At 67.0% G+C, this 26692-nt stretch carries 25 protein-coding genes; 15 read left to right on the plus strand and 10 right to left on the minus strand.

The window, feature by feature from the left end:
- Nucleotides 1-50: 50 nt before the first annotated feature.
- From ACZ5KP_RS09250 to ACZ5KP_RS09265, 4 genes are all read right to left on the minus strand, one after another.
- The gene (locus tag ACZ5KP_RS09250; RefSeq protein WP_460922163.1) at nucleotides 51-1940 is read right to left on the minus strand and encodes a carbon starvation CstA family protein; all 1890 of its coding nucleotides are present in this window, start codon (nucleotides 1938-1940) and stop codon (nucleotides 51-53) included.
- 209 nt (nucleotides 1941-2149) lie between these two features.
- Nucleotides 2150-3124 (minus strand): ArsA family ATPase, encoded by a 975-nt coding sequence (locus ACZ5KP_RS09255; RefSeq protein WP_460922161.1) that lies wholly within the window; start codon nucleotides 3122-3124, stop codon nucleotides 2150-2152.
- 58 nt (nucleotides 3125-3182) lie between these two features.
- A complete protein-coding gene (locus ACZ5KP_RS09260) occupies nucleotides 3183-3479 on the minus strand; it encodes a DUF7990 family protein (RefSeq protein ID WP_460922159.1) in 297 nt (98 codons plus the stop codon).
- A gap of 1091 nt (nucleotides 3480-4570) precedes the next feature.
- Entirely contained in the window at nucleotides 4571-6607 is a 2037-nt protein-coding gene (locus tag ACZ5KP_RS09265; RefSeq protein WP_460922155.1) for a DUF460 domain-containing protein, read from the minus strand.
- A gap of 75 nt (nucleotides 6608-6682) precedes the next feature.
- On the opposite strand from ACZ5KP_RS09265, the gene pheA reads away from it, so the two are divergent.
- The 4 genes from pheA to ACZ5KP_RS09285 all read left to right on the plus strand — a co-directional run bounded on the left by pheA (nucleotide 6683) and on the right by ACZ5KP_RS09285 (nucleotide 9251).
- Nucleotides 6683-7486 carry a prephenate dehydratase gene (gene pheA / locus ACZ5KP_RS09270; RefSeq protein ID WP_460922153.1) on the plus strand — a complete coding sequence of 268 codons (804 nt, stop codon included), beginning with the start codon at nucleotides 6683-6685 and terminating at the stop codon, nucleotides 7484-7486.
- An 80-nt stretch (nucleotides 7487-7566) separates the two neighbouring features.
- Nucleotides 7567-7968, plus strand: coding sequence for a hypothetical protein (locus tag ACZ5KP_RS09275; RefSeq protein ID WP_460922151.1), 402 nt, complete (start codon nucleotides 7567-7569; stop codon nucleotides 7966-7968).
- A gap of 105 nt (nucleotides 7969-8073) precedes the next feature.
- Nucleotides 8074-8529, plus strand: coding sequence for a peroxiredoxin (locus tag ACZ5KP_RS09280; protein WP_460922149.1), 456 nt, complete (start codon nucleotides 8074-8076; stop codon nucleotides 8527-8529).
- A 323-nt stretch (nucleotides 8530-8852) separates the two neighbouring features.
- Entirely contained in the window at nucleotides 8853-9251 is a 399-nt protein-coding gene (locus tag ACZ5KP_RS09285) for an Hsp20/alpha crystallin family protein (RefSeq protein WP_460922147.1), read from the plus strand.
- Nucleotides 9252-9259: 8 nt separating this feature from the next.
- Here the strand turns inward: ACZ5KP_RS09285 and ACZ5KP_RS09290 are convergent, their stop codons facing one another.
- The gene (locus tag ACZ5KP_RS09290; protein ID WP_460922145.1) at nucleotides 9260-9769 is read right to left on the minus strand and encodes a hypothetical protein; all 510 of its coding nucleotides are present in this window, start codon (nucleotides 9767-9769) and stop codon (nucleotides 9260-9262) included.
- Between the two features lie 150 nt (nucleotides 9770-9919).
- Between ACZ5KP_RS09290 and ACZ5KP_RS09295 the strand changes: the two genes are divergently transcribed.
- The 3 genes from ACZ5KP_RS09295 (at nucleotide 9920) to ACZ5KP_RS09305 (ending at nucleotide 11458) form a co-directional block, all read left to right on the plus strand.
- Nucleotides 9920-10261 (plus strand): glutathione S-transferase N-terminal domain-containing protein, encoded by a 342-nt coding sequence (locus tag ACZ5KP_RS09295; protein WP_460922143.1) that lies wholly within the window; start codon nucleotides 9920-9922, stop codon nucleotides 10259-10261.
- Nucleotides 10261-10773: a redoxin domain-containing protein gene (locus ACZ5KP_RS09300; protein ID WP_460922141.1), complete on the plus strand. Its 513-nt coding sequence runs from the start codon at nucleotides 10261-10263 to the stop codon at nucleotides 10771-10773. Before ACZ5KP_RS09295 ends, ACZ5KP_RS09300 begins: the two co-directional genes overlap by 1 nt.
- Nucleotides 10774-10852: 79 nt before the next feature.
- A complete protein-coding gene (locus ACZ5KP_RS09305; protein WP_460922139.1) occupies nucleotides 10853-11458 on the plus strand; it encodes an L-threonylcarbamoyladenylate synthase in 606 nt (201 codons plus the stop codon).
- A gap of 27 nt (nucleotides 11459-11485) precedes the next feature.
- Here ACZ5KP_RS09305 and ACZ5KP_RS09310 read toward each other — a convergent pair whose 3' ends face one another.
- Together ACZ5KP_RS09310 and radA are read right to left on the minus strand one after the other, a co-directional pair.
- Nucleotides 11486-12115: a class I SAM-dependent methyltransferase gene (locus ACZ5KP_RS09310; protein WP_460922137.1), complete on the minus strand. Its 630-nt coding sequence runs from the start codon at nucleotides 12113-12115 to the stop codon at nucleotides 11486-11488.
- 432 nt (nucleotides 12116-12547) lie between these two features.
- Nucleotides 12548-13582: a DNA repair and recombination protein RadA gene (gene radA / locus ACZ5KP_RS09315; protein WP_460922135.1), complete on the minus strand. Its 1035-nt coding sequence runs from the start codon at nucleotides 13580-13582 to the stop codon at nucleotides 12548-12550.
- Nucleotides 13583-13954: 372 nt separating this feature from the next.
- Here radA and ACZ5KP_RS09320 point away from each other — a divergent pair, with 372 nt between their 5' ends.
- From ACZ5KP_RS09320 to ACZ5KP_RS09335, 4 genes are all read left to right on the plus strand, one after another.
- Nucleotides 13955-14692: a DUF120 domain-containing protein gene (locus ACZ5KP_RS09320; RefSeq protein WP_460922133.1), complete on the plus strand. Its 738-nt coding sequence runs from the start codon at nucleotides 13955-13957 to the stop codon at nucleotides 14690-14692.
- 1 nt (nucleotide 14693) lies between these two features.
- Nucleotides 14694-15491 (plus strand): 3,4-dihydroxy-2-butanone-4-phosphate synthase, encoded by a 798-nt coding sequence (ribB, locus tag ACZ5KP_RS09325; protein WP_460922131.1) that lies wholly within the window; start codon nucleotides 14694-14696, stop codon nucleotides 15489-15491.
- 58 nt (nucleotides 15492-15549) lie between these two features.
- Nucleotides 15550-16056, plus strand: coding sequence for a hypothetical protein (locus ACZ5KP_RS09330; RefSeq protein ID WP_460922129.1), 507 nt, complete (start codon nucleotides 15550-15552; stop codon nucleotides 16054-16056).
- Between the two features lie 182 nt (nucleotides 16057-16238).
- Nucleotides 16239-16727, plus strand: a complete 489-nt coding sequence (locus tag ACZ5KP_RS09335; protein WP_460922127.1) for a DUF309 domain-containing protein — start codon at nucleotides 16239-16241, stop codon at nucleotides 16725-16727.
- Between the two features lie 28 nt (nucleotides 16728-16755).
- Here the strand turns inward: ACZ5KP_RS09335 and ACZ5KP_RS09340 are convergent, their stop codons facing one another.
- Nucleotides 16756-17370 (minus strand): class I SAM-dependent DNA methyltransferase, encoded by a 615-nt coding sequence (locus ACZ5KP_RS09340; RefSeq protein WP_460922125.1) that lies wholly within the window; start codon nucleotides 17368-17370, stop codon nucleotides 16756-16758.
- 120 nt (nucleotides 17371-17490) lie between these two features.
- On the opposite strand from ACZ5KP_RS09340, the gene ACZ5KP_RS09345 reads away from it, so the two are divergent.
- The 3 genes from ACZ5KP_RS09345 (at nucleotide 17491) to ACZ5KP_RS09355 (ending at nucleotide 18992) form a co-directional block, all read left to right on the plus strand.
- Nucleotides 17491-18276, plus strand: coding sequence for a M14 family metallopeptidase (locus tag ACZ5KP_RS09345; RefSeq protein ID WP_460922123.1), 786 nt, complete (start codon nucleotides 17491-17493; stop codon nucleotides 18274-18276).
- A 78-nt stretch (nucleotides 18277-18354) separates the two neighbouring features.
- The gene (locus tag ACZ5KP_RS09350) at nucleotides 18355-18645 is read left to right on the plus strand and encodes a DUF433 domain-containing protein (RefSeq protein WP_460922121.1); all 291 of its coding nucleotides are present in this window, start codon (nucleotides 18355-18357) and stop codon (nucleotides 18643-18645) included.
- A gap of 2 nt (nucleotides 18646-18647) precedes the next feature.
- Complete coding sequence (locus tag ACZ5KP_RS09355; protein WP_460922119.1) at nucleotides 18648-18992, plus strand: DUF5615 family PIN-like protein; 345 nt, start codon at nucleotides 18648-18650, stop codon at nucleotides 18990-18992.
- Between the two features lie 26 nt (nucleotides 18993-19018).
- Here ACZ5KP_RS09355 and ACZ5KP_RS09360 read toward each other — a convergent pair whose 3' ends face one another.
- Nucleotides 19019-19468: a UPF0179 family protein gene (locus tag ACZ5KP_RS09360; protein WP_460922117.1), complete on the minus strand. Its 450-nt coding sequence runs from the start codon at nucleotides 19466-19468 to the stop codon at nucleotides 19019-19021.
- Nucleotides 19469-19868: 400 nt separating this feature from the next.
- Between ACZ5KP_RS09360 and ACZ5KP_RS09365 the strand changes: the two genes are divergently transcribed.
- Nucleotides 19869-22154, plus strand: coding sequence for an ATP-dependent DNA helicase (locus ACZ5KP_RS09365; RefSeq protein ID WP_460922115.1), 2286 nt, complete (start codon nucleotides 19869-19871; stop codon nucleotides 22152-22154).
- Nucleotides 22155-22992: 838 nt separating this feature from the next.
- Here ACZ5KP_RS09365 and ACZ5KP_RS09370 read toward each other — a convergent pair.
- On the minus strand, nucleotides 22993-26508 hold the full coding sequence (locus ACZ5KP_RS09370) for a GLUG motif-containing protein (RefSeq protein WP_464761831.1): 3516 nt from the start codon (nucleotides 26506-26508) through the stop codon (nucleotides 22993-22995).
- Nucleotides 26509-26692: the final 184 nt, after the last annotated feature.

A 26692-nucleotide genomic window follows, 5' to 3' on the forward strand; every position in this document is an offset into this window, starting at 1 on the left:
GCTCGCCGTCGATCGGTCCGAAAAATGAGCACCGTCAGCGATGACGGCCGTCAGTCGTCACTCGGTTGGTCCGGGTCTCCTCCATCCGCGGCGACGCGCTCGCCGCCGAAGTCCCGTACCTCCGTGATGTTGTTGTAGCCCATCCAGAGCAGGCCGAGCGCGAGTCCGACCAGCGTCAGGCCGATGATCAGCTGTGCGACCGCGGACAGCTGTGCCAGTATCTCGGTTTCTGCGTCGGCGGTTTCGCCGAGCAAGCGTCCCCCGAGCACTGTGTACAGCGTCGTCCACAGCAGGCCACAGATCGAGAACACCGCCATGAGTGCCATCGGCACACCCGTCGAGACGAGCTGCTTCGTGTCGTCCCAGTTGGCGATCCAGACGGTCGCGGTCAGCAGCGCCATCGCTGCCAGCAACTGGTTGGCGCCGCCGAACAGCGTCCAGAGGTCGGCCCAGTTGCCAGTGTACACGAGGAGGAATGCGGCGACGACGATCACGCTCGTGTTCGCGTAGCGGTTCGCCGCGAACTCATCGGCAGTCGTCTCCGGCGTGCCGACGATTTCCTCCATCATGTACCGGCCCAATCTGCAGGCCGTGTCCATGCTCGTCAGGAGGAAGCTCGCGAGCACGAGTGCCATGAACGGCGCCGCGTACTCCATCGGAATCCCGAGCGCGGTGAGGATCGCTCCACCGCCAGTCGCGAAGTTGGGTAACGCGTTCGCGATACCACTGCTCGGATCGACGGGCAGTGCGACGATGGCGACTGCAGCGATCGCGACCGACGCCAGGAGCCCCTCGCCGAGCATCCCGCCGTAGCCGATCAGGCGGGCGTCGGACTCCTTATCGAGCTGTTTCGCCGTCGTCCCCGAGGAGACGAGCGAGTGGAACCCACTGATCGTCCCGCAGGCGATCGTGACGAACAGGACCGGGAACAGCGGCATGAGCGGGAGCGTGTCCCCGAACGGACTTCCGTCGCCCATGAAGCCGTACCACATGTCGAGTTCGATACTGAGATCGAGCGCTGCATCCTGATGCGACGCGTCGAGCCCAGTGATGAAGGTGCCGACGACGACCGCGAGCAGTGCCCCTCCGACCCCCGTATACAGCAGGAAGGAGGAGAGGTAATCTCTCGGCTGGAGCAGCATCCAGACCGGCAGGATACTCGCGATGCCGCCGTAAACCAGAACCGTGACCAGCCAGGCACCAATGTTGGTGCTACCGGATATCTCCAGGACGTCTGGCCCGGAGTCTCCCAGCAGGATGATCACGTCGTTGCTGGCGTTGCCGAAGGCGCTCTGCGTGCCGAACAGCGCCAGCGGGTAGTTGACGCCAACCCAGACCGACCCGAACACGCCAGCGACGAACAGCACCGTCCCGACGCTAAAGGGCAGGTCGAACTGGTAGAGCCAGAACCCGAACAGGATCGCCAGCGTGATGTAGATCAGGCTGGCGGTCGCGGCCGAGGGATAGGCGTTGAACACGACGCCGATCACCAGGGCGAACACGGCGACGACGAGGATGATCAGGAGGAAGGCGAACCACAGCAGCATGTCCTTCCCCCGTTCCCCGACGTACTCGCCGATGATGTACCCGATCGACTTCCCCTCGTGCCGGAGACTGCTCGACAGCGACGTGAAGTCGTGGACGGCGCCCAGCAGTGGGTTACCGATCGCGACCCACAATAACGCCGGGACCCAGCCCCAAATCAGTGACGCCATGATCGGCCCAACGATCGGGGCCCCGCCGGCGATGCTCGAGTAGTGGTGCCCGAGCAACACCGGTTTCTTTGCCGGTACGTACTCCTGACCGTCGTCGTATTTGTGGGCCGGCGTGTCGCGACTATCGTCCAGTTCCGCGAACTGGGACAGATACCGTCCGTACGTGAAGTACGAGACGGAGAACGCCGCGAGTACCAGCGCCACGATCCAAATTACCCCTGCCATGACATACCACAGGTACGATCATGAAGATCACACTCATAAATATAATCCATTAAAATTGATAGTATTCTGGACAATCGCCGCCGACAGAACGGGTTCTAAACATCGTGTGGGGCCGTGGCGCGTCACCAGCTGACGGACGAAGCGCATGCGATCGTGGCGGGCAAACGGCGAAGAACGCACCACCCGCGGCGGGACGCGAGCCGATCGCCTCAGTCCCCGGCGGCGATTTCGGTCGTTGGATCGATCTCGATCTCCCGTGCGACGTCGTCGAGCAGCGTGCCCTTGACCTCGCGAACGCGCGTCTCGATTTCGCCGACGACCGGCACGTCGAACCCCGACCGGATCTCTTCGAGGCGCTCGCGCTCCGTCTCGACGCGATCCCGGAGAAACGTTGCCCCGCGGCCCTCCTCCTCGGGATCGGGTTCGGGCGTGAGTTTGTTCACGACGAGTCCGTCCACGCGAAGCTCCGTGTCCTCGATGCCGCCGATCGCCCGGGTGGTCTCCCGGATCGACAGCTCGTCGGGATTCAGGACGAACGTGAACGTCGCCTGCTCGCGGAGCGTTTCGCCCGCGTACGCGAACCGCTCCTTCCGTTCCTGGAGCCGCTGCAGGATCGGATCACCCTCCTTCATTCGGCGGGCCTGTTGCTTCCCGACGGCGGCCTTCTCGTAGTAGTCGATGGACTTCTCGCGCTTGTGGTACAGCCGATCGATCCACCCCTCGAGGAGCTCCGGGAGGGCGAGCAGCCGTAGCGTGCCGCCAGTCGGCGAGGTGTCGAACACCACGCGGTCGTACGGATCGGACTCCTTCATCACCTCGATGAACCGATCGAAGAGGGCGGCCTCGTACGCGCCCGGCGTCTGGTGGGCCATCTCGAGCTGCAGGGAGACCTCGTTGACCATCGCGGGGCTGAGCTGCTCGCCGAGCTGCTGGCGGAGCTCTTGCAGGTGGTTCTGGACCTCTTCGTCGGGGTCGATCTCCATGGCGTGGAGGTGGTCGTGGGCCGCGACGGATTCGGGCGTATCTGAGAAGTCCTGATCGAATACGTCGGAGGTGCTGTGGGCCGGATCCGTCGAGACCACGAGCGTCTCCAGCCCCGCGTTCGCGCACTTCAGCCCGTACGCCGAGGAGACGGTCGTCTTCCCGACGCCGCCTTTCCCGCCGAAGAACCGAAAGCGGGCCATCAGCGAGCCTCCCTGGCCGTCGGCGGCCCTGTCGCCGCGGTCCGCTGGCTCCCTGCCATCAGAAGTGGTACTGCTGCCCCTTGCGTTCGACCACCGAGTCCCGATCCCACATCCGACGCTGCCAGGCCTCGAACTCCTCGGAGAGGTAGGGCAGGAACTCCGCCGTGTAGTAGGAGACCGGGCTGGGGATGCCGAAGGCGTCCGGGAAGCAGGCGAGCATGAACGCATCCTCCAGATCCTCGGCCTCCTTCTCAATCTTCTCGTAGGCCGGGTGGGTGAGCATGCCGTGATAGAGCCCCCGCGCCCACACCTCCAGGGCGTCGAGGTACTCGTCGATGCGTTCTGCGAGCGTCATGTAGGTCGTGTATCGGACCGGCTCGCAAAAGCGTGTCGCCGACTAGCACGATATCGTGTGTGGGCCTGGGGTTCGCGTGTTTGAGGCCGTGTTTATTGAGCTGTGGCCTACGAAAGCCCCAGAGCGCTCGGAATCCCGGGCACCGTCGGAGCTCGCTCCGACGGGCTTCGCCTCGCGTTCGCTCGGCTCAGCACCGAAAGACTTCGCTTCGCTCGTCTTTCGAGGTCACACTCACTTACGTTCGCGTGACGCTCGCTGCGCGCTTCTCTCCTTCGCTACGCTCAGTCAGTCCAGTGCTTATTCCGAAAGACATCGCGCCGAGAGACTCGCTTCGCTCGCCTCTCGAGCCCTGCCTCGCTCCGCTCGGCAGGACTTCACTCGTCTTTCGGCGTTCGCCTCGCACCGAGAGACTCTCTTCGTTCGTCTCTCGAGTCCTGCTTCGCTTCGCTCAGCAGGACATTGCTCGGCTCACCGTCGCCCGGGGACAGCCGACCACCGGGAGAGCAGAGCTCTCCCGAGCTCACGGCGCTGTGCGCCGTGAACGCCCTGCCCCTTTCGAAGTGCCGGAAGATCGGAGATCTTCCGTACCTCGCGAGAGCTTCGCTCTCGCTCAGTCCCACCCACCGCACCTCGATCCTCCCCAACCTCCTGCGCTGCTCACGTCGCTGGCGCTCGTTGTCGTCCGAGAGAGCGAAGCTCTCTCGTGATCACGAAAGGCGCGTAGCGCCTTTCGAACGACGCTGCTCGTCCCTCGCACGCTACGCGGCTGTTGACGCTTCCGTCGGAGCAAGCTCCGACGGCGTTCGCCTCGCTTCGCTCGGCTCACAGCCGCGAAACGCGCGCCACCGCGCTATCCACCGGGCAATCCGTCGCCAGAAAACCACTCCGGGTGGGACTGGAAGGGGCCGACCGCTCGTCGCGCGTAACGAAGCAAGCACCGCAGCGACCGCAGGGAGCGAGGAGCGCAGCGAGTTAGGTGCGGCGAGCGGGAGGGGGCTTCCAAACGTTCGCTGTTGCGGTCGTGCAAACCTGCTCCGAACAGGTCGCTGCGACTGCCGAAAGAACACCCAGAGTCCACCGAACAACGAATTTCAGGCTTCGTTGTCGCCGGCGCGGTGCTCGCTGATCAGCTGATCGACCATCTCGGCAGTCTGTTCGCGCTCGCGCTCCCGCGCGCGACGCTCCCAGTCGTCGACGACGGCCTCGACGTCGGACTCCCTTGCAACGGCGAGCTCGTCGACCTCCTGCATCGCGACGTCTTCGGCCGGCCCGACCGGAATGTCGGCCTGGAAGAGCACGGCGTCGGCGATCTCCGAGAGATTTCCGTTCCCGAGCAGCACCGCACGCGGGCCGATGTCGACGAGCGTCTCGGCGGTCGACCGCCCCGCTCCGCCCGCGTCCCGCAGGTAGACGACGTCGTCCTCGGCGAGCCCGTAGGTCTCGTGTGCGGCCTCGATCGCCGAGGAGGTGAACTCGTCGACGGGCTTGACGGGGACGAGCCCGCGCTTCTCGGGATCGACGTCGGCGAAGTTCGAGTGGTCGAGCTTCCAGAGCGCCTTCAGGCGATCGAGCTTCCCTTCGAGGGCCTCGATCTCCTCGTCCTTCTCGTCGAGATCGCGCTCCAGGGCCTCGTTCCGGCGTTGCAGCCGCGTGACTTCGCGGGTCTCGCGGACCTCCTGGCGCTCGCGACTCCGCGCGGCTTCGAGGTCGGACTCGAGCTCCTCGATCCGGTCGTCTTTCTCCGTGACGGTCTCCTCGAGCTCCGCGACGTGATCCTGGAGGCGTTCGACCTGCGACTCCAGGTCGCGAATGCGCTTCTCGTCGGCGGAGAGCTCCCGGGGCTGGTGGTCGCCCTCGCCCTCCTCACCGTCCCCGCCCCCGCCGTCCTCGTCAGCTCGCAGTTCCTCGAGGACGGCCTCCACCGAGAGGTCCTCGGCGAGCACTCGCGCGGTCACCGCGCCGCGATCGACGTCACGGGGGACCTTCCGTGCGATCCGCTCGAACTGGTCGGCGTGGTCGTCATAGGCGAAGAGCGCTGCAGCGACGGCGTCGCGCTCGTGGTCGTTGTCGTAGCTGTGATCGGGCGCGCGGTGGAGCTTCTCGTCGACCGGCAGATCCGTCTCGGGAATCCAGCCCGCGGCGTCGAAGCTCCGGCGGAGCTTCTCGACGGTCTCGGGCATCGGCTCGACGTCGGCGGCGACGAGGAGCGGTCGGCCGCGCTCGACGATCCACTCGGTGATCTCGGCGGCGTCGGCAGTCCGCGTCGATCGAACGTCCAGAATCTCGCCGTCGAGACCCACCAGTGCGACCGCCGTCGTCGTGCCCGGATCCACGCCCACCAGGACGTGATCGCGGCGCTTCGCGAGCGGTTCGAACTCGATACCGTCGCGGCGCTCGCGTTCGATCTCGATGCGGACGTCGCCGGAACGCTCGCGGCCGACCGGCAGCTCGTCGGGGCTGGCTTCGACGCGGAACACCGAACGGGAGAACCCGCCGTACTTCTCGGTGATCTCCTGTTCGTACTCCAGCCCCGCGGCGTCGAGCGCCGACTCGACCTCGCGGCTCCGCCGTCGCACAGCGCCGTGGATCTTCCGGGTGTAGCGGTCCTCGCTCCAGCCGCCACCGCCGCCGGTCGAGCGCCCCCGAGCGACCTTGACTTCCGTCGTGTCCGTGAAGGCGGAGACGATCTGCCCGACGTTCGCCGCGGCGAGGCGAGCCGACGCCTCCGCTTCCTGCATCGGGTCCTTACCATAGGGCACGTCGTGGCGCTTGGCGACCCGGGAGAGTGGTTCGGGCTGCTCGTCGCCGGTGACCTGGACGAGCCGCGTTCCGTCGGGTAGCTCCCGGAGGAAGCGCACGAGGTCGTCGGCGTCACTCGCCAGTTCGTAGACGTTGTCCGTCGCCAGCAAGGCTGGCTCCTCGGACTCGATCTGTCGGCGGAGCTTCCGGTGGGAGACGACGTCGCGCTCGATCGAGACGCCGTCGCCACCGGATTGCTCGTTCTCCTCGCCGTCCGGATCGTCTTCGAGGACGACCAGCGCGTAGGAGGGTGCGTCGCCGCGAACGTCCCCGCTGTGGACGTCGACGCCGAAGATGGCCTCGTCGAGTGCCCGCGTGCGTGGGCTCACTGGGCGAACCAAGGGACTGCGTGGGCAAAAACCTACGGCGGTGGCCTTTTGTCCCGACGCGGAGAACTCGCGAGCATGACCGCAGTCACGCTCGGGCCCGAAGGCACCTACTCACACCGCGCCGCGAAGGCCGTCGACGACAGCGTCGCGTTCCGCGAGTCCGTGACGGCTATCGTCGAGGCCGTCGCGAGCGGCGAGTTCGAGCGGGGCGTCATCGCCATCGAGAACAGCATCGAGGGCTCGGTCACGGAGAGCCTCGACGCGCTGGCCAACAGCGAGGTCGCCGTCGTCAGGGAGATCGTGACGCCGATCCGCCACGCGCTGCTCGCCCAAAGCGAGTCCTTCGAGCGGATCGAGAGCCACACGCAGGCGCTCGCGCAGTGCCGGCAGTACCTCAACGAGCACTACCCGGACGCGGACCGCGAGGCCGTCGCCTCCACTGCCCGCGGCGTCGCGCACGCTCGCGAGGATCCCGCCGTCGCGGCGATCGGCCACCCTGCCAATGCGGGCGACGACCTCCAGGTGCTCGCGGAGGATATCCAGGACAGCTCCTCGAACTCGACGCGCTTCTTCGTCATCGCTGCACCGGAGGACGCCACCGACGCGGGCGGCAAGTCTTCCTTCGTCGTCTACCCGAACACGGACTACCCCGGGCTCCTGCTCGAGCTGCTCGAGCCCTTCGCCGACCGCGACGTGAACCTCACGCGCGTCGAGTCCCGGCCCAGTGGCGAGCGCCTCGGCGATTACGTCTTCCACTTCGACGTCGCGGCGGGGCTCTACGAAGATCGCACGCAAGCTGCGCTCGACGACATCCGCGAGATTGCATCGGCGGGCTGGGTGCGGGAGCTCGGCTCCTACGACGTCGAGACGGTGGTCTGAGCGACGGTGGCCGAGAATCGAACGTTTCTCCCCGCAACGATTCGATAATTTTAGGGCATCCCACGCGCGGATACTTCTCCATGGAACGGGGACGCTCTCTCCGCTCGATCGGTATCGCTCTCACACTCGTTCTCGCGGTCTCACTCGCCGGCTGTGGCGCTATTGGTGGCGGCGATGGCGGCGGAAGTAGCTGCGGCCCCGGTGAGACGAAGATTTCGTCCGTCGCCGGCACAAGCATGACCGAGCAACAGCAGGTCACCTTCACTGGCGAGGTCATCAAGACTGCCACGCCCGAGGGGCAGGGTACGAATCAGGGCAACTCCTACGCCATCGACGACGGCTCCGGCACTGCGTTCATCCCCGTCGTCCCCGACGGCGTCGAAGAGGGCGACTGCGTGACCGTCAGCGGCACCGCGTACGCGAACCCGGTGGACGTCGGTGCAGACGTCATCATGTCCGCCACGAACGTCACCCAGAACTGACCACTTCGGCGTTCGATTTTCCGGGCTTTCCGTCGGTGGCGATAGCCGTTTCGCGAACTCACTCGAATCGGTGGCGGTAAGCCCCCGGCCCGGCAGGACTCCGATATGTCACTCGACGCCGGCGCGCCAGCCCCCGAGATCACGGCACCGAACCAGGACGGCGAGGTCGTCAGCCCCTCGACGGACGGCCCCACGGTCGTCTACTTCTACCCCCGCGACGACACGCCGGGCTGTACCACCGAGGCCAACCAGTTCCAGGCGGAACTGGAGAGCTACCGCGACGCCGGCGTCGCCGTCTACGGCGTCTCGACTGACTCCGTCGAGTCCCACCGCGATTTCTGCAACGCGCAGGGTCTCGCCTTCGACCTGCTGGCCGATCCCGACGCGGAGGTCGCCGACGCGTTCGACGTCGACGCGAGCCGCGGTGCCGCCGCCCGGACGACCTTCGTGCTCCTCGATGGCGAAATCTGGCGGGTCTACGAGGACGTCTCGCCCGACGGCCACGCTCGCGACGTGCTCGCGGACCTCCTCGACGCTGGCGTCGTCGAACTGAGCGAGTAACGGCACCCGACACCGCCGGCTGGTATCGCGATTTTCGACATCCACCGGGGTTTCGCGGCCCCTGACCATCTACTATGGGATGGGACTGGAAGGGGCCGACCGCTCGATCCGTCCCCGACGAAGTAAGCGATGACGAGCGAAGCTCGTCAAGTGCCGGAGGAAACCTCCGGCCACCGCAGCGAACGAAGTGAGCGAGGAGCACAGCGAGTCGCGGACGGTCGAGCGGGAGGGGGCTTCCAAGCGGTTCCCTACCCAGTATTCCCAGATCAGACAGCAAATTCTCGCAGAGGCTTATTACGCCCCGGGACGAAGGACAGAACGTCATGGCACGCACACCATTTGCGGAACTCGAGCGACTGTTCGACAGGATGGAGTCCCAGTTCGAGGGACAGGGAACCATTGGCCGCGGGATCGCCGTCGACGTGATCGACGAGGACGACGAGTTCCTCGTCGAGGCCGAACTCCCCGGCTTCGAGGCCGAGGATCTCGACCTCACGTACTCGGAGGGGCGGCTCTCGATCGCCGCCGAGCGCGAGGAGCGCGTCGAGACCGAGTTCGTCCGGAACGAGCGTCGCACCGCCGTCGAGCGCACGATTCGACTGCCCGATCCGGTCGACGCCGACGGCATCGACGCCGACCTCGACGAGCGCGGCGTGCTCCGGATCACGCTCCCGAAGGAGGCTCCCGAGGAGGTCGGCCAGCGGATCGAGATCGGCGAGTAATCCCGCCGCTACCGACGGTCGCTGCCACCGTTGCCCTCGTCGACGCATTCGCGGACCGATTCCACCGCGGCGTCGACGGCGTCGGTCCAGCCCTCCGGCAGGTCGCCGCCGGCTTTCGGCGGTTCGACGTCCAGCGTGATGGCCCGATAGCGCACGTCGTCGAGGTACTCCGCTGCCGCGGCGCCGACGAACGTCGCGTCCCGTCGCTTCGAGGAGGGGCTCCCGTCCTGTAGCTCGTAGTGACGCGTGAACACCTGTATCACGACGGCGTCGCGGCCGTCGAGTTCCTCCCGGAGCGCGCCGCCCTCGGCGAGATGGCGGAACAGTTTCGCGGTGTTGTTCGCAGGATCGGCCCGGCGCCACTCGAGTTCGACGAGCATCAGCCGTTCGTCGGTCTCCCCCGCGACGTCGACGGGCGTTCCGCCGACGCGGTGCTCGACGCTCCACGCGGCGTCGGGCCGCTCGGCTGTCAGTCCCTCCGCGAGGCGTTCCTGGATCCGGCGCGCGTGCTCGCCCACGAGCTCGTGCTTCCAAGCGGTGGATCCTGAACGTTGGGGTGAGCGAGCGGTCGAGCGGTATGCGGTTGGTGCGGTGCCCATCGAGTGTGTCGCCGGCAAGCCGCCCGGGTCGTCGATGGGCTTACCCGGCGTTCGGCCCTACGGTCGCCCATGCCAGCCGAATCGACCGGAGAGCAGCCCGCGATCACGCTGTACCGGCTCCAGGCCTGCCCCTTCTGCGAGCGGGTGGTCCGCCGCCTGCACGAACTCGACCTCGACTTCCAGTCTCGGTTCATCGAACCGATGCACGGCGATCGGGACGTGGTGAAGCGGGTCGCGGGCGTCCGGACAGTGCCCGTGATCGTCGACGAGAACACCGGCGTCACGATGGCCGAGAGCGCGAACGTCGTCGAGTACCTCGACGGAACGTACGACGAGGGTGGCGACCGCGTGGCGACGGACGGCGGCCACACGGCAACCGACGGAGACCACCACGCCGGAGGTGACGTCTGATGCCAGATTTCGACGTTTCGCCGCTCCCCGAGACCGACCACGTCGAGACCGGCGAGCAGGCGCCCGACTTCGAGCGCCCGCTGGTCAACGACGAGTTCTGGGAGGACGTCGCGCTCTCCGAACTGACCGACGACGGCCCGGTCGCACTCGTCTTCCACTCGATGGACGGCGCGTTCCCCGCGACCTACGTCTGGAGCGAACTCCGGGATCGCGACTGGGCGGGCGAGTACGATCTCCAGGTCGTCGGCCTGTCGATCTCGACGCCCTACGAGCACGCTGACCTGATCGAGGACCGCGGGATCGACGCGCCGCTCTTTTCGGATCCCGCAAACAGCGTCGCCGAGCAGTTCGGCATCGTCAACGACCTCGACGGGATGGCGGGCGTCTCCGAGCCCCGGCCCGCCGTCTACCTGATCGACGAGGAGCGCGTGGTCCAGTACGCCTGGGTCGCCGAGGAGTGGCCCGAGTTCCCGCCGTACGACGAGATCGAAGAGGAACTGTCAGCGCTGTAACGACCTCGCGTTCGATCCTCCTCTCCCTTCGACATCGAACCCGGCCGGCTTTTGCGGATGGAGCATCGACTACAGGTCGATGACTGCCGACGGTCCCATCGACGCGGACGTCGACGCCGCCGCGGCCGCCATCGAGCGCGGCGACCTCGTCGTCTACCCGACGGAGACGGTCTACGGACTCGGCGCGGATGCGATCGACGCACATGCGGTCGAGCGCGTCTTCGACGTCAAGGGCCGGGACCGATCGAACCCGATCTCGCTGGGCGTCCCCGACGTCGAGGCGGCCCTGAAGTACACCGTTCCGACCGCTCGCGAGCGGCGCTTCATGCACGAGTTTCTCCCGGGGCCGGTGACGGTCGTCGTCGAGCGCAAAGCAGTCGTGCCGGACATGCTGACCGCCGGAAGCGATCGGGTCGGCGTACGGATTCCCGATCACGAGGTCGCGCTGGCGTTGCTGGAGGCCGCCGATGCGCCGATCACCGCCACGAGCGCGAACCTGAGCGGCACCGGGAGCGTTCGAACCGCCGACGCGCTGGACCAATCCGTCCTCGAATCGGTCGCGGCCGTTCTCGACGATGCCGAGACGCCGGGAACGGAGAGCACCGTCGTCGACGTCGAGGCCGGGGAAATCCACCGCCGCGGCGCGATGGCCGACGAGATCGAGGCGTGGCTCGACGCGAACTGAGATCCCGGATTCCGGGCCAGCATCGGGCTACTTGACGGTGACAGTCGCGTAGCAGTTCCCGCTGGAGATCTCGGATCCGACGATCTCGAGGTCGCTCGCCGCGAGGTCGGCCTCGAACTCCACTTCGTCGTAGACGTGGTAGAACCGATCGACGGTATCGCCGTTGGGGAGTTCCCACTCGATGTCTGCGTCGAAGCTCTCCGTCGCCTCGAAGCGATCGGCCGCCACGCTCCACGCGGAGACGAGCGCGCGACCGTCGGGTTCGAGGACGCGAGCGATTTCGTCGAGGCTCCGGACCCGGAGTTCCCGCGTTGGGAGGTGGTGGAGCGTCGCGATGGAGATCGCGACGGCCACTGAATCGCTGGCGAGGGGGAGTCGGGCCGCGTCACCGGCGAGGAGGTCGGCGTCGACGTCTGTGCGTTCGTCCGCGATGTCGAGCAGTTCCGTGCTGATGTCGAGCCCGATCGGCCGGTCGACGCGGTCGGCGAGCGGTGGGAGGTGGCGGCCGTTTCCACAGCCGACGTCGAGGCCCACGGCGCCACTGGGTGCGGCTTCGAGGAACTCGGTGACCTCCGGCCAGGGGTACTGTCGCGTCTCCGCGAAGTGGGCCGCGATTCTATCGTAGACCTCCTGGGTCGCGGCCCGCGAGCGATTCATTCGAGTGTGGGAATGACGGTTGGAAGCAAAACAGCCGTGGTTTCTCGCTTGCGAACAGCAGACAGCTTGGAAGCCCCCTCCCGCTCGTCCGTTTACGCTCGTTGCGGTCCTCACCTCGCGCCGAGAGACTCGCGTTGCTCGTCTCTCGAGCCCTCGTTCGCTTCGCTCACGAGGACTCCGCTCGGTTGCGGTCCTTACGTCGCCTAAACGGACGAGCGGTCGGCCCCTTCCAGTCCCACCCGGCGGTAGCTGGTCGAGTCACAGTTTGCGGTTGTCAACGTCCGCGAGCGACCGAAGGGAGCGAGTGGTTCTCCGATAGCGAGGGCGAAGCCCGAGCTATCGGTCTTTTTTGGCGGAGATTTTTTGCGCGAGTGGTGCCCGCAGGCCGCTCGAAGAGCGGCCGAGGACACCCGAGCGCAAAAAAGGTCCTCGTTATTCCGGCTTGAGACCGCCGCCCTCGATCCGCATGACGGCCTCGCCGTCGGCGAGGTTCGGGGCGTCGACGAGCCGGACGATCCGCTTGTCGCCCTTGGACTTCCGGAGGTACATCCGGAAGGTGGACTTGTGGCCGAGGATGTTGCCCCCGATCGGCTGGGTCGGGTCCCCGAAGAAGGAGTCGGGGTTGGAGGCGACCTGGTTCGTCACGACGACGGCCGTGTTGTGGAGGTTGCCGACCTTGTCGAGGTCGTGGAGGTGCTTGTTGAGCTTCTGCTGGCGGTCGGCGAGCTCCCCGCGGCCGACGTACTCCGCGCGGAAGTGCGCGGTGAGGGAGTCGATGCAGAGCAGGCGGACGGGGTACTCGTCGTCCTGGGTCTCGCTGGCCAGATCCAGGGCCTTCTCCGCGAGCAGCATCTGGTGGTTGGAGTTGAACGCCTTCGCGACGTGGATGTACTCGAGGAAGGAGTCGACGAGTGCCTCCATCGTCTCGTCGTCGTCGAGGTCGCCCTCGATCTCCCGTTCCTCGAGCATGGCCTCCTGGGCCTCCTCGGGGAGTCCCTTGACCATGTCGTCGATGCGTTCGGGGCGGAACGTGTCCTCGCTGTCGACGAAGATCGCGGAGCCGCCGAGTCCGCCGTGCTCCTTGGGGAGCTGGACGTTGATCGAGAGCTGGTGGGTCACCTGGGACTTGCCGGAGCCGAACTCGCCGTAGACCTCGGTGATCGACTGGGTCTCGACGCCGCCGCCGAGGAGCTCGTCGACCTCGTCGACCATCCAGGAAAGTTTGCCGATGCGCTCGCGGCGCTCGAGCACGGCCGCGCCGGTCTCGAACCCGCCGATGTCGGCGGCCTCGCGCGCGGCGTTGACGATGTCAGCGGCGGTGGACTCGCCGACGTCCGCCGTGTTCGAGAGCTCGCCGGGGCTCGCGACGGCGAGGCTCTGGTAGGATTCGAAGCCGTTGTCTGTCAGCTTCTCTGCGGTCGCCGGGCCGACGCCCGGGAGGTCTTCGAGGTCAGCGTCTGCTGCCATACCAGGGAGTCAGGCGGGATGGGACATAAACCCCCGTTTACAGGGGAGTGAAAGTGAAAATCAGACGGATCGACGCCGAGCAATCCGGCGATCTCCGGTGTCGGCCGGACTCGGTGTGGTCCGGCGCGCAGATGCCCCGCTGGGCCGGCAGTACGACGCCGGAATCGCCAGTACAACGCCGAAGGTCGCGGGGACCATCCACTGCTCGCCGCGGCATCCGTCTTGAACCTGCGGGGGTTCGGCGGCGAAAGCGCTGGGTCGACGGCGGCTGCTATCTCCGCTTCCGTCCCCGTTGCCACCAGCGGTCGTCCCAATTTCTGGACGCATCACGCATTCGGCACGCTTATGCGCGATCGGGCGCAAACGACGGGCATGAGCAACGCCGCACGCGGTGCGGTCGGCTACGACGAGCTGGCGGTCCTGAAGCTGCTCGCCCTCGACGGCGGGCTGGACGGGGAGGTCAAGACCTCCTGTGGCGCGCTCGGCGACGCCGTGGGCGCGTCCACGCAGACGGCCTCGCGCCGCCTCCAGCGCCTTGAGGACGCGGGCCTGCTCGTCCGCGACACCGTCAGCGACGGCCAGTGGGTCGAGCTGACCGAGGACGGCGAGCGCGAGCTCCGCAACGAGTACGAGGACTACCGGCGCATCTTCGAGGGCGTCTCCCGCGTCGCTCTGCTCGGCACCGTCACCGGCGGGATGGGCGAGGGGCGACACTACATCACGCTCCCGGGCTACATGGAGCAGTTCCGTGAGCGCCTGGGCTACGAACCGTTCCCGGGCACGCTGAACGTCGACCTCACCGAGGCGAGCGTGCGCCGCCGCGGTGCACTCGAGGCGATGGATCCGGTGCCGATCGACGGCTGGGAGGACGACGAACGCACCTACGGTCCCGCGGTCTGCTATCCTGCGACGATTGCGAAGAGCGATCCCGACGCCGGCGGCTCGAGCGGGGAGGACGACGCACCAGCCTACGACGGCGCGCACGTCATCGCCCCCGAGCGTACCCACCACGACGAGGACCAGCTCGAGGTCATCGCGTCGGACAAGCTCCGCGACGAGATCGATCTCGACGACGGCGACCACGTCACGGTCACCGTTCGGGGGACCTGAAATGGGACGGAGCGACGCCCAGGGCGAAGGGGACGCCACGGCGCCCGACGGCGAGCAGCGCGTCGACGACGTCGATGGTGACGTCGGCGCGGAGGCCGAGACGGCACTCGGCCGCGCGGTGGCGGCATTCCGGGCCGGCGAGCCAGTCTGCGTCCACGACGCCGACGATCGCGAGGGCGAGACGGACCTCTTCTACCCCGCGACGGCCGTCGACGCGGACGCGCTCGCCCAACTGCGAAACGACGCCGGCGGGCTGGTCTGCGTCGCGCTCTCCGCGGCCGTTGCCGACGCGGCGGACCTTCCCTACTACGCAGACGCCGTGGACCATCCCGCGGCAGGGGGCGGTGAGACGGCCTACGGCGACCGGCCCTCCTTCTCACTGACGGTGAACCACCGCGACACCTACACCGGCGTCACGGACGACGATCGTGCGCTGACGATCTCGGAGCTGGGCGCGTTCGCCGCGGCCGTCGGCGCGGACGACGGCGCTGGCGAGCACACCCAGGGCGGCGACGTCGCCGATCCGACCGCCGCCTTCGCGGACGCGTTCCGGGTTCCGGGCCACGTCCACCTGCTGCGCGCGGCCCCGAACCTGCTCGCCGACCGCCGCGGCCACACGGAGTTCGCGATCGCACTCGCCGCAGCGGCCGAGATCTCGCCCGCCGTCGTCGTCTGTGAGATGCTCGACGACGCGACCGGCGAGGAGCTGTCCGTGGCCGGCGCACGGGAGTACGCGGACCGACACGGGATTCCGTTTCTGGAGGGCGAGGACGTGGTGGCGGCGTTGAGCGATCGCTGAAGGCTTCAGCGGGATATCCGAACAGGTTCTTGTACGAACCCGAGGCCAGCCCAAAGCGATGGCACCGTCTGCGGCGGACTCGGATCGCACGAACGATCGAGAGCACCACGCCTCGATCGTCCGTGAGGAATCCCGTCACGTTCTTGAGAGTCAGCTAGCGGTTCTCCGCGAAACCGACCGGAAGGCGATGGCGACCGCTCGTGTTGTGGCCGTGATTCTGGGACTGTTGCTCTCGGCAGCGTCGCTCGCGGATGCGCCGGGAGACTCGTTGAACCGCTGGCACGTGGCGGGGAGTGCCTCGCTGTTGGGGTCGCTCATCGTCGCCGTGATGACCTACTCCGTCGATCGTCCGAGTCTCGGCATTGGATCCGGCTATCTCGATACTGCCGATCAACGGCTCGAGTCGGGTGATTCTGTGGAAGCCGATCTGTTGCACCGGTACGCAGAGTGGATCGCCGACAACAACCGGGAGATCGGATCGAATAGCACGTATCTGCTCGTCTCACAGTGGTTGCTCGTGATTGGCCTGGCGGCTGTCGCCGTTGGAATGTTTCGGCTCCTCTGACGGCACAGCCTTTTACGCCGAGCCGACCTACCTGTGGGCATGAGCGATACCGAGGAATCCGGCCGACCGGAGACGACGCGCGTCTACAAGGGGCCGCGGTGGCTCGTCGACCGCCTTCCTCGCTTCGGGTCGTCGGAGCGCGACACCGACGAACGGTAGCGTTCGCCGTCTGCTTCGCTTCGATGAACGACCACACCCGCGATGACTCCGTCGCGCCGCCAGCGAGCGGCGCACCGACGGGCTGGGATCAGACGGCCAGGCACTGGGAGCACGCCACCCTCCGCCGTGCGCTCGTCCACGGCGTCCGCCTGTTCAACGCCGGCGACTACCACGAGTCCCACGACTGTTTCGAGGACGAGTGGTACAACTACGGCAACGGGACCGACGAGAGCCGCTTTCTCCACGGGATGGTCCAGGTCGCCGCAGGCGCGTACAAACACCACGATTTCGAGGACGACGTCGGCATGGCGAGTCTCTTCGAGACCGCGCTGGACTACCTCGCCCACCTCCCGCGGGACTACTACGGCGTCGAATTGCTCGACGTGCGGACGCAGCTCACCCGGGCCTTGGACGATCCCGACGTGATCGAGGGCTGGCAGCTCCGCCTCGACGGAGCGGTGCGGGTGGCCGGGGATGCCGATTACGCGTACGTCGAGGCGCTGGAGCACTGAGCGAACGGGGGAGCGGCTTCGGCGTCTCTCAGACCCTTGCGAGCAGGAACATCCAGTTTTCCTCGTCAGCGTCGACCCGCTCGATATCGAACCCCGCATCCGCGACGAGCCCCCGGAGCTCCGTGGGCTGGTAGAGCACGAACTCCCGTTCGTCGGCTTCGTACGCGTCGCCGTCCCGCCGGCCGTCGCCGCGCTTGACGGTCAGTGCGAGCACGCCGCTGGGTTCGAGTACCCGGGAGAACCCCTCGAGCGTGGCCGGTGCCGCCTCGCGGGGGACGTGCAGGAAGGACGCGCATGCCCAGAGCCCAGCGAACGCGTCCTCGGCGATGCCGAGCCGGCGCATGTCCATTCGTGCGAAGTCGCCGTCCGGCGCGGTATCGCTTGCTGCGTCGAGGAAGGCGTTCGTGACGTCGATTCCGAACACGTCGTAGCCAGCCTCGGCGAACGTCGCCGACTCCCAGCCCGGACCGCAGCCGACGTCGAGCACGCGAGCGGGGGCCGTGGCAGATCGCTCGGCCTGCGCATCGTCGAGCGCCGCCAGGAACGCCTCGACGATTCCGGCGACGGCCTCGCGGTCGCCGTGGCGCTCGCGGTACTCCTCGGCGACGGCCTCGTAGGTCGCGATGGTCTCCGGGTCGGTCATTCGTTCGTCGGATCCCGCGCGCCTCCCTAAATTCCGACGCTTGCTGGGCGCATTCGTCGCGTGGCGATGGCGGTCCGCGACCGAATGGCCTAACAGCCCACGGTGCCGATTACTGTCCGAATGCGGGTCGAAACGATCGGGGACGGGGAGCCGGAGGTCGCAGTCGTCGGTGGCATCCACGGCGACGAGCCCTCGGGCCAGCGAGCCGTCGAGGCTCTCATGGAGGATCCGCCCGAGGTCGAGCGCCCGGTCAAGCTGATCGTCGCGAACGAGGAGGCGCTCGCAGCCAACGAGCGCTATCTCGACGAGGACCTCAATCGCGCGTTCCCGGGCAGCCACGACGCCGAGACTCACGAGGGGCGGCTCGCGGCGCGGCTCACCGAGGAACTGGATGGCACCGTCGCCTTCTCCCTGCACTCGACGCAGTCCTATCCGAAGCCGTTCGCGATCACCGCGTCCGTCAACGACCTCGCGCGGGAGATCGTCCCCGCGCTGCCGGTCGACGCACTGGTCACGTCCGGCGATTTCACCGACGGGCGGCTTCTCGACGTCGCGAACGTCATCGAGGTCGAGGCCGGTCACCAGGGCAGCGAGCGGGCCGCCGAGAACGCCGCGCTGCTCGTCGACGCCTTCCTGAAAGCGACCGGTGTGCTCCCCGGCGAGATCGAGCGCAGCACGCATCTGCCAGTCTACCGCCTCTCCCGCTCGGTGCCCAAGGCCGCTGCGACCGACTACGACCTCCTCGTCGCGAACTTCGAGCGCGTCGGCTCCGGCGAGCCGTTCGCGTCGGCAGACGACGAGCAGATCGTGGCCGACGAGCCGTTCTACCCGGTGCTCATGTCCGCGGAGGGGTACGAGGGGATCTACGGTTACGCCGCCGAGCGCGTGGGTTCGATCGAGGGGTAAGATGCCCGCCACTACTCGGCTGAGCGGTTCTGAAGTGGCGAAACTTTAAATCGGATTCCGCGCCAACGTTCGCCCGTCATGGCGACCCAGCAGTATCGTATCGTCTCCGCTGCCGACTCGACGCTCCACGGCGAGCCACACGTCGAGGGGAGCCGAATTACGGTTCGAGACATCCAACAGCGCGTCGAGGGGCGGGGAATCGCTCCCGAACGGGTCGCCGAGCGTTACGATCTCGACATCGGCATCGTCTACGAGGCGCTCGCGTACTACCACGCCAACCCCGTAGCGATGCACGAGGTCGAGGAACGTCACGAGCGGGCGATCGAGGAAGCGAAGCGGCGGTCGTCGGTCGATCCATCCGAAGACTGAGCGTGGCCTATCGACTCCTTCTCGACGAAAACGTCGAGCACGAAATCGGCCATCGTCTGGAGCACTACGGCCACGACGTCGAGCACGTCGACTTCGTCGCGGCCCTCGGTAAAGGGGCCGAGGATGAGGCACTCGGTCGATACTCTCGCCACGAAGATCGGGTGATCGTCACGTACGACGACGATTTCGTCCTCGAGATCTCCGAGGACGGGTACACCGCTCCGCTCTATCTGCCCGATGCCACCGTTCCGACCGATCACGCTGCTGATGCCCTGCACGAGATCATGACTCGGTACCCGCAAGCGGAACTCCAGGGGCTGATCTACGTCGGATCTGAATGGCTATAACTGAAAAATCGTCCAGCTGAAGCGTGCTACTCCTCTTTCGGCGCGAACTCCACTGTCGTCAGCTCCCGGTCCAGCTCGCAGTACTCGTGTGGGGGATCACCCAGCACCTCCTGGATCTGGTACGTTTCGTCGAACGCCGCGCCGTCGGGCTCACAGAGTTCGTGGCTCGGACAGGACGTGTGCGGGCAGGGGCCCGCGAGCGACGTCGCGCTCCCGGCGTAGGCGCCGGTGCTGGGGACGTTCGCGGTGACGGACGCGGGTTCGACCTCGACCGCGCGAACGCCGTCGTCGTGGACGGCGCAGTCGAGCTTCTGCGTGTTCTCCCGGACCTCGGTGACTGCGTACTTCACGCCCTCCGTGAGATTGAGGCACTGGCTGCGATACGGGCAGCCCTCGCAGGCCGCCGTCTCGCCCTGGTAAACGAACTCCTGGCCCTCCGTCGCGAGGCGCGTTCCGAGGAGGGTCAGTTGGGGCATGTCTGCAGAGTGAGTGCCCGAGCGTCTTGGGCGTTCGGTCCTACGTACCGCAACAGCGACAGGGGATCGCCGTGCCGCGAACCGCTCGGAAGCCCCCTCCCGCTCGCGCCCGCTCGCTCGCTGCGCTCCTCACCTCGCTCCCTTCGGTCGCTCGGTTGCGGTGCTTGCTTCGCGAGCGAACGCGAGCGGTCGGCCCCTTCCATTCCTACCCGATGGTGGTACGTGAAATGGCACGATACCCCGGTGGACTGATCGGCCGAGCGCTGCGCCGGCTGCCGGCGCTCGCAGGTGTCGTCAGTGGGCAGCCGGGCGGCTGCGACCGGTCCGACGACGATCACTTTCGCTGCGGGGGACGCGAACGCTTTACCGCTCGGCGTCGAAATGGTAGCCAGATAGGACCGTGGCGTCGACGAACGGCTACACCCGCTTCTTCCCCTACGGCGAGCCCTTCGAACACCAGCGGGAGGCGATGGACCGGATCTACAACGCCCTCACCCGCGGCCAGGACGTCACGTTTGAAGGCGCCTGTGGGACCGGGAAGACCCTCGCCGCGCTCGCGCCCGCGCTCGAGCACGCCCGCGAGACCGACAAGACCGTCGTCATCACCACGAACGTCCACCAGCAACAGCGCCAGTTCGTCCGGGAGGCCCGCCGGATCAACGACCAGGAGGACATCCGCGCGGTCGTTTTCCGCGGGAAGGGGTCGATGTGCCACATCGACGTCGACTACCAGGAGTGTCAGGTGCTCCGGGACGCGACCCGGGAGCGGGTCGACCTCGAACAGGAGCGAGACGAACTCGAGCGGCGGGCGGAAGCGTTGCGGGCGAGTGCGGAGGCCGGCGCGAGCGATGGCGGCGAGGGAGGCGGTGACGGCGGTGACTCCGGCACCGACGCCGCGGAGGCCTACAGTGCGGTCGTCGACGAGCTGGAGGCCGTCGAGGCCGACCTCGAGAACCTCGACGACGCCGCGACCTGCGACCACTACCGCGCGAACCTCGAACGCGACCCCACCGAGTTCTACCAGTGGCTCTACGACGACGTCCGGATGCCCGACGAGATCTACGAGCGCGCCCAGGCCGCGGGCTTCTGTGGCTACGAGCTGCTCAAGGAGGGCGTCGACGACGTCGATCTGGCGATCTGCAACTACCACCATCTGCTCGATCCGCAGATCCGCGAGGCGTTCCTCCGCTGGCTGGACTGCGATCCCGAGGACGTCATCGTCGTCTTCGACGAGGCCCACAACGTCGCCGATGCCGCTCGCGAGCACGCGACCCGGACCTGTACCGAGAACACGATCGAACAGGCACTGGACGAGCTCGAGGCCACGCCGGATCCCCGCACCGACGCCGCCGCGAACGTCCTCGAACCGTTCCTGGCCGCGCTCCGCGAGAGCTACGAGGACGGGCTGGGCTTCGGCGAGGTCGGCGAGCACTGGACCGACGTCGCCATCGACAACGAGGACCGCCGGGACGACCTCACGCTCGCCTTCCTCCAGGCGTACTCCGGCCGCGGCGTCGAGGACGACCTCGAGGACGCGATCGCCCTCGGTCAGGAGCTCGATTCGGAGTACGATGACGCCTATCGCGAGGGCGACGCCGAGGAACGAAAGGAATGCCAGACGCTGCAGTCGGCCCGCTTCCTCGATCGGTGGCTCGAGGACGCGCCCGATCCGGGCTACTACCCCACGCTCGGCGTCCGGCGCGATCAGGGTACCGAGGAAATCTACGGCCGCGCGGAGCTGTTCGCCTGCCTGCCCGGCTCGGTGACCGGCGATCTCGCCGCCGAGACTCACGCGACGGTGCTGATGAGCGCGACGTTGCGCCCCTTCGACGTGCTGGAGGACGTCCTCGGGCTCGACGATCCCGCGACGATGGCCTACGGGCTCTCCTTCCCGGAGGAGCGACGTCGGACGTTCGCGGTCGACACCCCACCGCTCTTCTCGAGCGATCGCGACGATCCCGAGGTCCAGGCCACTGTCGCCGCGGCGCTTCGCGACGCCGTCGAGTTCACGCCCGGCAACGCCCTCGCCTTCTTCCCGAGCTACAGCGAGGCCGAGCGCTACCACGACCTGCTGACGGGGGAGCGCACGGTCGCCGCCGGGAGCACTGCGGGGAGCAGCGTCGACGCCGGCACGGCCACGCTCCGCCTCGACGACGACACCTCGGTCTACCTCGATCGCCCCGGCACGGCCGCCGAGGATCTCCGCCAGCGCTTCGTCGACGACGACCACGCCGTGCTCTTCACCTCGCTCTGGGGCACCCTCACCGAGGGCGTGAGCTTCGACGGCGACGACGCGACTACCGTCGCCGTCGTCGGCGTCCCCTATCCCCATCTCGACGACCGCGCGAAGGCCGTCCAGGACGCCTACGAGCTCGCCTTCCAGGACCGGCCGGTCGACGACCCCGGGTGGCGGTACGCCGTGGAGATCCCCACGGTTCGCAAGACGCGGCAGGCGCTCGGCCGCGTGCTCCGATCGCCGGAGGACCTGGGCGTCCGGGTGCTCCTCGATCGGCGCTACACTGCCGCGGGGCAGGGACAGCTTGGCCAGTACAGCGTCCACGACACGTTCCCGCAGGAGGAACGCGAGGAGCTGATCGACGTCGCGCCGGAGAAGCTCAAGTTCGCCATTCGGAACTTCTACACCGACCACTCGGCCTACGACGGCGATCCGCCCGTGCCGGAGTGAGCGCTGGATTTCTACGTGCTGGGTGGGTTCTGGAACCGGGAATGGGTGCGGTGTTCACGGTCCGTCCACGGAGCGATGCGCGTGATTCGACTACCAGGGAAATCAGTGTGGAGCTATGGAGTAGGCTGGGCAGCGAACCGCCACGGAAGCCCCCTCCCGCTCCGGTCGCGCGGCTCGCTGCGCGTGGTTCGAAAGACGCGAAGCGTCTTTCGTCATCACGAGAGAGCTTTGCTCTCTCGAACGACTTCGCTCGCTAGCGCTCGCTGCAGTGCTTATTTCGCCGTGCTTCCCGGAGCTGTCGGCCCCTTCCGGAGCCCCACCCAAGAATTGATCGAAGAGCGAAGTGCGGCGGGAATTCGGGTGCGTGCAGCACTGGGGATCGCCCGCTAGCTTCCACTCGCTGGCGATCCACCGGAGCGGCGACCGATAAAAATCCACTGGGTGGGACTGAGCAGGATCTCTGATCCTGCGAAGGTCGGAAGAGCTTGCTCTTCCGGAACTGGAAGGGGCCGACCGGTCGCGTTCGCTCGCGAAGGTGAGCCGAGCAACGCGAGGCGAACGTCGAAAAGCGAGCGTCAGCGAGCTTTTCGGAATAAGCACCGTAGCGAAGGAGCGGAGCGACTGAGCGAGGCGCGCAGCGAGCGAGCGGACGCGAGCGGGAGGGGGCTGTCGCGGGCCACGCCCGCGACGTCGGGAGATCTGCGATCTCCCGGTATCCAAGCTGTCTGCTGTTCAAGTCACTCCGCGGTTAGCGATTGATTTCCCTAGTAGTCGAATCGATTACGCACGCTGCACTCGAAACCCGTACGCGAGCGGCCGACCCGACTCTCGACGGTTGCTATTCCCGACGAAGTCGCCCCACAGCGGCCAATAGAGCGATCGCGAACAGCGTAACGAGTACTCCAAATCCGGGGAGGCTATCGTCGGTCCCGCTATCGCCCTCCGCGCGGTCCCCTGGGTCGGTCGAGTCGCTGGAACCGCCGGTTTCCTCCGCCACCGTCACCGACGTACAGGTCCCTCCGAGACAGAGTTCGTGCGTTCCCGCGGTCTCGAAGGCGTGCGTCGCGTTCACTGTCGCGGTTCCGTCCGATGGGACGGCGACGGAGATGGTGTCGACGACCGTGCCGTCGACGACGACGACCGCCCGCTCGAACGTGCCGTTCCGGAGGCCCTGGTTCTCGACGGTCGCCGTCGCGGTCACTGTTTCCCCAACAGCGACGGTCTCGGCGGCGGCGAACTCCGCGACCTCGTAGACGGCCGCGTCCGCGCCGATGGTGAACGTCGAGAAGCCGGGCGAGACGCTCTGGAAGGTCACCTGGGTGTCGTTCCCGCCAGTGACGGTCGTGGAGAGCCGCTGCCACTCGCCGTCGGCGAGCCGGTGGAGTGCGACGTCCTCGGGCGCCGCACCGATCCCGTCCCCTGCCGCACTTTCCTCCAGCGCAGCTCGCGGGACGGTGTAGGTGAACGTCACCGATTCGACGTCGACGGGCCAGAGATCGTGCTCGATATCGAGCGTGCCGAGCGGCGCCGTTCCCGTCGCTGACCCGAACTCTCCAGGCGGCTCTGGACCGCCGGTGGCGGTCAGCGTGAAGTCCCGGTCCTGTCCCATTTCGATCTCGATCGCGTCGATCGAGGCGTTCCCCGCTGTGACGATCCCGCCGTCGTCGGTCCCAGCGGTCTCTCCGTCGAGGACGACCACGTCGCCCTGCTTTGCGTTTTCGACGGCCAGTTCGATGCCGGCAGCCGGGCCGTCGTCGAGCAGGTCGATGGTCGTGGGCCCGTCCGAATCGTCGTCGGAACCCTCCGATGGCGGCGCGTCGACCGAGATCGTGACCGAATCGTTCACGCCCGCGACCGTCGCCGAAATCGTCGCGGTACCCGCACCAACCGCGGTGATCGCGCCCTCGTCGACAGCGACGACGCTGGAGTCCGAAACCGTGTAGTTCGCGACCGTCGTCGCAGTCGCAGTTTCGCCCCCGACGAGATCGAGCGCGACCGTTACCGTCGCAGCGTCGCCGGGCTGCAGCGACGCGTCGTTGATCGAGAGATCGAGCCCCTCGACGGCTGCCTGGAGTCGTGGGGAGCCGTCCGTGAGGGTCCAGGTGTTCTCGAAGTCGAAGCCCGTGAGCGAGCCGTTCGCTGCCGCGCCAGTCAGCTGCGCGGTGGTGAGCCCGGTCGCGTTGCCGGCGGAGGTGTTCTGCCCTGACGCGTCGGCATCCCAGTAGACGTCGATAGTCGAACCGTAGGACGAGACGTATCCGATGGCCCCGCCGACCGACGCGTTGCCGGTCACGGTCCCGGTCGCGTACGATCTGGAGGTCTCGTACCCGTGACCGATCAGCCCGCCGACGTCTTCGTCGCCGGTCACGTTCCCGCTAGCCCACGTGTTCGTGATTTCTCCCGCGCCTGCCGCCCCGACGAGCCCGCCTACGTTGTCGGCGTCCGGCGCCGTCACGTCACCGGTGGCGCTCACGTTCGACAGGTCCGGTTCGATATTCCCACCCAATCCGCCGACGTATCTGGTAGCCCCGACACCGATCACGTCGCCGCTCGCCCACGAGTTGGTGATGGACGGGTTTCCAACAGTACTTCCGACCAGTCCACCGATGCCGTTGTCGGTCCCAGTTACGGTCCCGCTGGCCCACGAACGATCGATCGGTGCGAGGCTATTCACGGTCCCCACGAGTCCGCCGACGTTCCCGGATCCGTTTACGTTCGCGCTAGCAGAGGCGTTCGTGACGGGAAGATAGGTCTCTCCGGCCAATCCACCGACCCACCAATCTCCACGAACGTCTCCGCTCACCGTCGCGTTCCGAATCATGCCATCCGAGTGGCCCAACCCAACCAGGCCACCGACGGTCTGGTCTCCGACGACCGACGCGTTCGAGAGCGCCACGTCGTGGATGGTGCCGTTCGTCTCGCTAAACAGCCCGACGTTGTCTTCCCCCGGCCGATCGATCGTCAGCCCCTCGATTTCGTTGCCGTCGCCGTCGAAGGTCCCCGAGAAGCGACCGTCGTCCTGCCCGATTGGTTCGAAGCCCGCGCCGTCGTTCCAGGCGGCCGTCCCACTCGCGTCCACGTCGCCAACGAGCGTGTAGTTCGCCGACAGATTCTGACTCACCGTCTGTAACTCGGCGGCCGTGTCGATCCGGTAGGGATCACTCTCGGTGCCGTTTCCGGGAAGTGTCCGATAGAGTGTGAGATCGAGCGTCGTCGCGTCGTCGATCGTCGTCGCGTTCGAGCCAGAGATCGCGACGGCCCCCTCGCCCCAGTCCATCGTCGTGGTCGCGGAGACGCTGACGTTCGAGGCGTTGAGGATCTCGATCGAATATGCGCCGCTCGCGTTCGTCGTGCTCGTCTTCGTCGAGGTACCGTCGTCGATCGTGACCGTCAGGCCCGAGAGCGCATCGCCGGTGACGCCGTCAGTGACGGTACCCGAGAGCGTCTCGGTGCTGTTCACGTGGACGCTCCGGGTCGCCTGGTCGTCGGGCGTCGTGGCGTTCAGGGCGACCACTCCGATGGCCGTATCCTCCGGAATCTCGTACCCGACCGCGATCCGCTCGGCCGCGCCAGCAGGGACGGTCGTCGGTTCGTCGTAGATCGTCGCGTTGCCGAACGTCAGTGAGACGTTGTCGGACCCCTCGTCGTTCCCGACGTTCTCGACGGTCGCGTTGATCCAGTACGATTCCCCAGCAGCGACGGTAGCCGGGGCATCGGTGAACGTGACCTCGTAGTCGGCGTCGAGCGCGGTGACAGCCACTGCACCAGAGAAGCCACCAGCAGTGGCGGTCACGGTGTCCGGGCCGTAGGCGTCTGCGGTGACGGTGCCGTCCGCCGCGACCGAGACGTTTCCGCCCGTGGCGTAGGTCGAGGTGGTCGTCGCGGTCCTCGTCGTTCCGTCCCGGAGCGTGACGGTGACCGTGGCGTCAGTCGGACCGCCGTCGACTGCGATCTCGTCGTTCGCGAGCGCGAGGTCGTAGCTCTCGACCTGGCTGGAAAGCACGGGATAGTCGCCATCGATGGCGGTCCAGGTCGAATCGAACGAGAGGCCGTTCATCGTCTGGGTGGCATTCGCGCCGGTCATTTCGCCGGTCGAAAGGCCAGCCACATTGGTGACGGTGTCGGCATTCCTCCCGACGCCGGACGTCGCGTCGCCGTCGCTGTCCTGGTTCCAGTACGAATCCGAAACCGACCCCTGGTTGTAGCCGACGATGCCACCGACCCGATCGTCGGTATCGCCGAGCGTTACGACGCCTGTTGCGTAGCTGGTTGATATTGCACCGTAGTTTGTTCCGGCGAGCCCGCCCGCATTCTCTTGGGCAGTGACTGTGGCGTTCGCGTACGAGTCAGACACGCTCGCATCGTTCAAAACCTCGCCAGCAATACCTCCCCCGTGTCCCCCTTCAACCACGCCGCTTGCAACGGATGATTTGGAGACTACTCCCACATTGACTCCGACGACGCCACCGACGGTGGTGTCGGGATCGCCAGTAAACGCGACATTGGCGAGACTGACGTTCGTTATCGTCCCACTGTTG

The organism is Salinarchaeum chitinilyticum (assembly GCF_055390775.1).

What these genes read in the sequence shown, in the direction of transcription:
- ACZ5KP_RS09320 (WP_460922133.1), top strand. Translation starts at nt 13,955, where the DNA reads ATGAGCAACGCCGCACGCGGTGCGGTCGGCTACGACGAGCTGGCGGTC.
- ACZ5KP_RS09295 (WP_460922143.1), top strand. Translation starts at nt 9,920, where the DNA reads ATGCCAGCCGAATCGACCGGAGAGCAGCCCGCGATCACGCTGTACCGG.
- ACZ5KP_RS09255 (WP_460922161.1), bottom strand. Translation starts at nt 3,124, where the DNA reads ATGGCCCGCTTTCGGTTCTTCGGCGGGAAAGGCGGCGTCGGGAAGACG.
- ribB (WP_460922131.1), top strand. Translation starts at nt 14,694, where the DNA reads ATGGGACGGAGCGACGCCCAGGGCGAAGGGGACGCCACGGCGCCCGAC.
- ACZ5KP_RS09330 (WP_460922129.1), top strand. Translation starts at nt 15,550, where the DNA reads ATGGCACCGTCTGCGGCGGACTCGGATCGCACGAACGATCGAGAGCAC.
- ACZ5KP_RS09280 (WP_460922149.1), top strand. Translation starts at nt 8,074, where the DNA reads ATGTCACTCGACGCCGGCGCGCCAGCCCCCGAGATCACGGCACCGAAC.
- pheA (WP_460922153.1), top strand. Translation starts at nt 6,683, where the DNA reads ATGACCGCAGTCACGCTCGGGCCCGAAGGCACCTACTCACACCGCGCC.
- ACZ5KP_RS09285 (WP_460922147.1), top strand. Translation starts at nt 8,853, where the DNA reads ATGGCACGCACACCATTTGCGGAACTCGAGCGACTGTTCGACAGGATG.
- ACZ5KP_RS09305 (WP_460922139.1), top strand. Translation starts at nt 10,853, where the DNA reads ATGACTGCCGACGGTCCCATCGACGCGGACGTCGACGCCGCCGCGGCC.
- ACZ5KP_RS09260 (WP_460922159.1), bottom strand. Translation starts at nt 3,479, where the DNA reads ATGACGCTCGCAGAACGCATCGACGAGTACCTCGACGCCCTGGAGGTG.
- ACZ5KP_RS09340 (WP_460922125.1), bottom strand. Translation starts at nt 17,370, where the DNA reads ATGACCGACCCGGAGACCATCGCGACCTACGAGGCCGTCGCCGAGGAG.
- ACZ5KP_RS09300 (WP_460922141.1), top strand. Translation starts at nt 10,261, where the DNA reads ATGCCAGATTTCGACGTTTCGCCGCTCCCCGAGACCGACCACGTCGAG.
- ACZ5KP_RS09360 (WP_460922117.1), bottom strand. Translation starts at nt 19,468, where the DNA reads ATGCCCCAACTGACCCTCCTCGGAACGCGCCTCGCGACGGAGGGCCAG.
- ACZ5KP_RS09335 (WP_460922127.1), top strand. Translation starts at nt 16,239, where the DNA reads ATGAACGACCACACCCGCGATGACTCCGTCGCGCCGCCAGCGAGCGGC.
- radA (WP_460922135.1), bottom strand. Translation starts at nt 13,582, where the DNA reads ATGGCAGCAGACGCTGACCTCGAAGACCTCCCGGGCGTCGGCCCGGCG.
- ACZ5KP_RS09350 (WP_460922121.1), top strand. Translation starts at nt 18,355, where the DNA reads ATGGCGACCCAGCAGTATCGTATCGTCTCCGCTGCCGACTCGACGCTC.
- ACZ5KP_RS09345 (WP_460922123.1), top strand. Translation starts at nt 17,491, where the DNA reads ATGCGGGTCGAAACGATCGGGGACGGGGAGCCGGAGGTCGCAGTCGTC.
- ACZ5KP_RS09250 (WP_460922163.1), bottom strand. Translation starts at nt 1,940, where the DNA reads ATGGCAGGGGTAATTTGGATCGTGGCGCTGGTACTCGCGGCGTTCTCC.
- ACZ5KP_RS09275 (WP_460922151.1), top strand. Translation starts at nt 7,567, where the DNA reads ATGGAACGGGGACGCTCTCTCCGCTCGATCGGTATCGCTCTCACACTC.
- ACZ5KP_RS09310 (WP_460922137.1), bottom strand. Translation starts at nt 12,115, where the DNA reads ATGAATCGCTCGCGGGCCGCGACCCAGGAGGTCTACGATAGAATCGCG.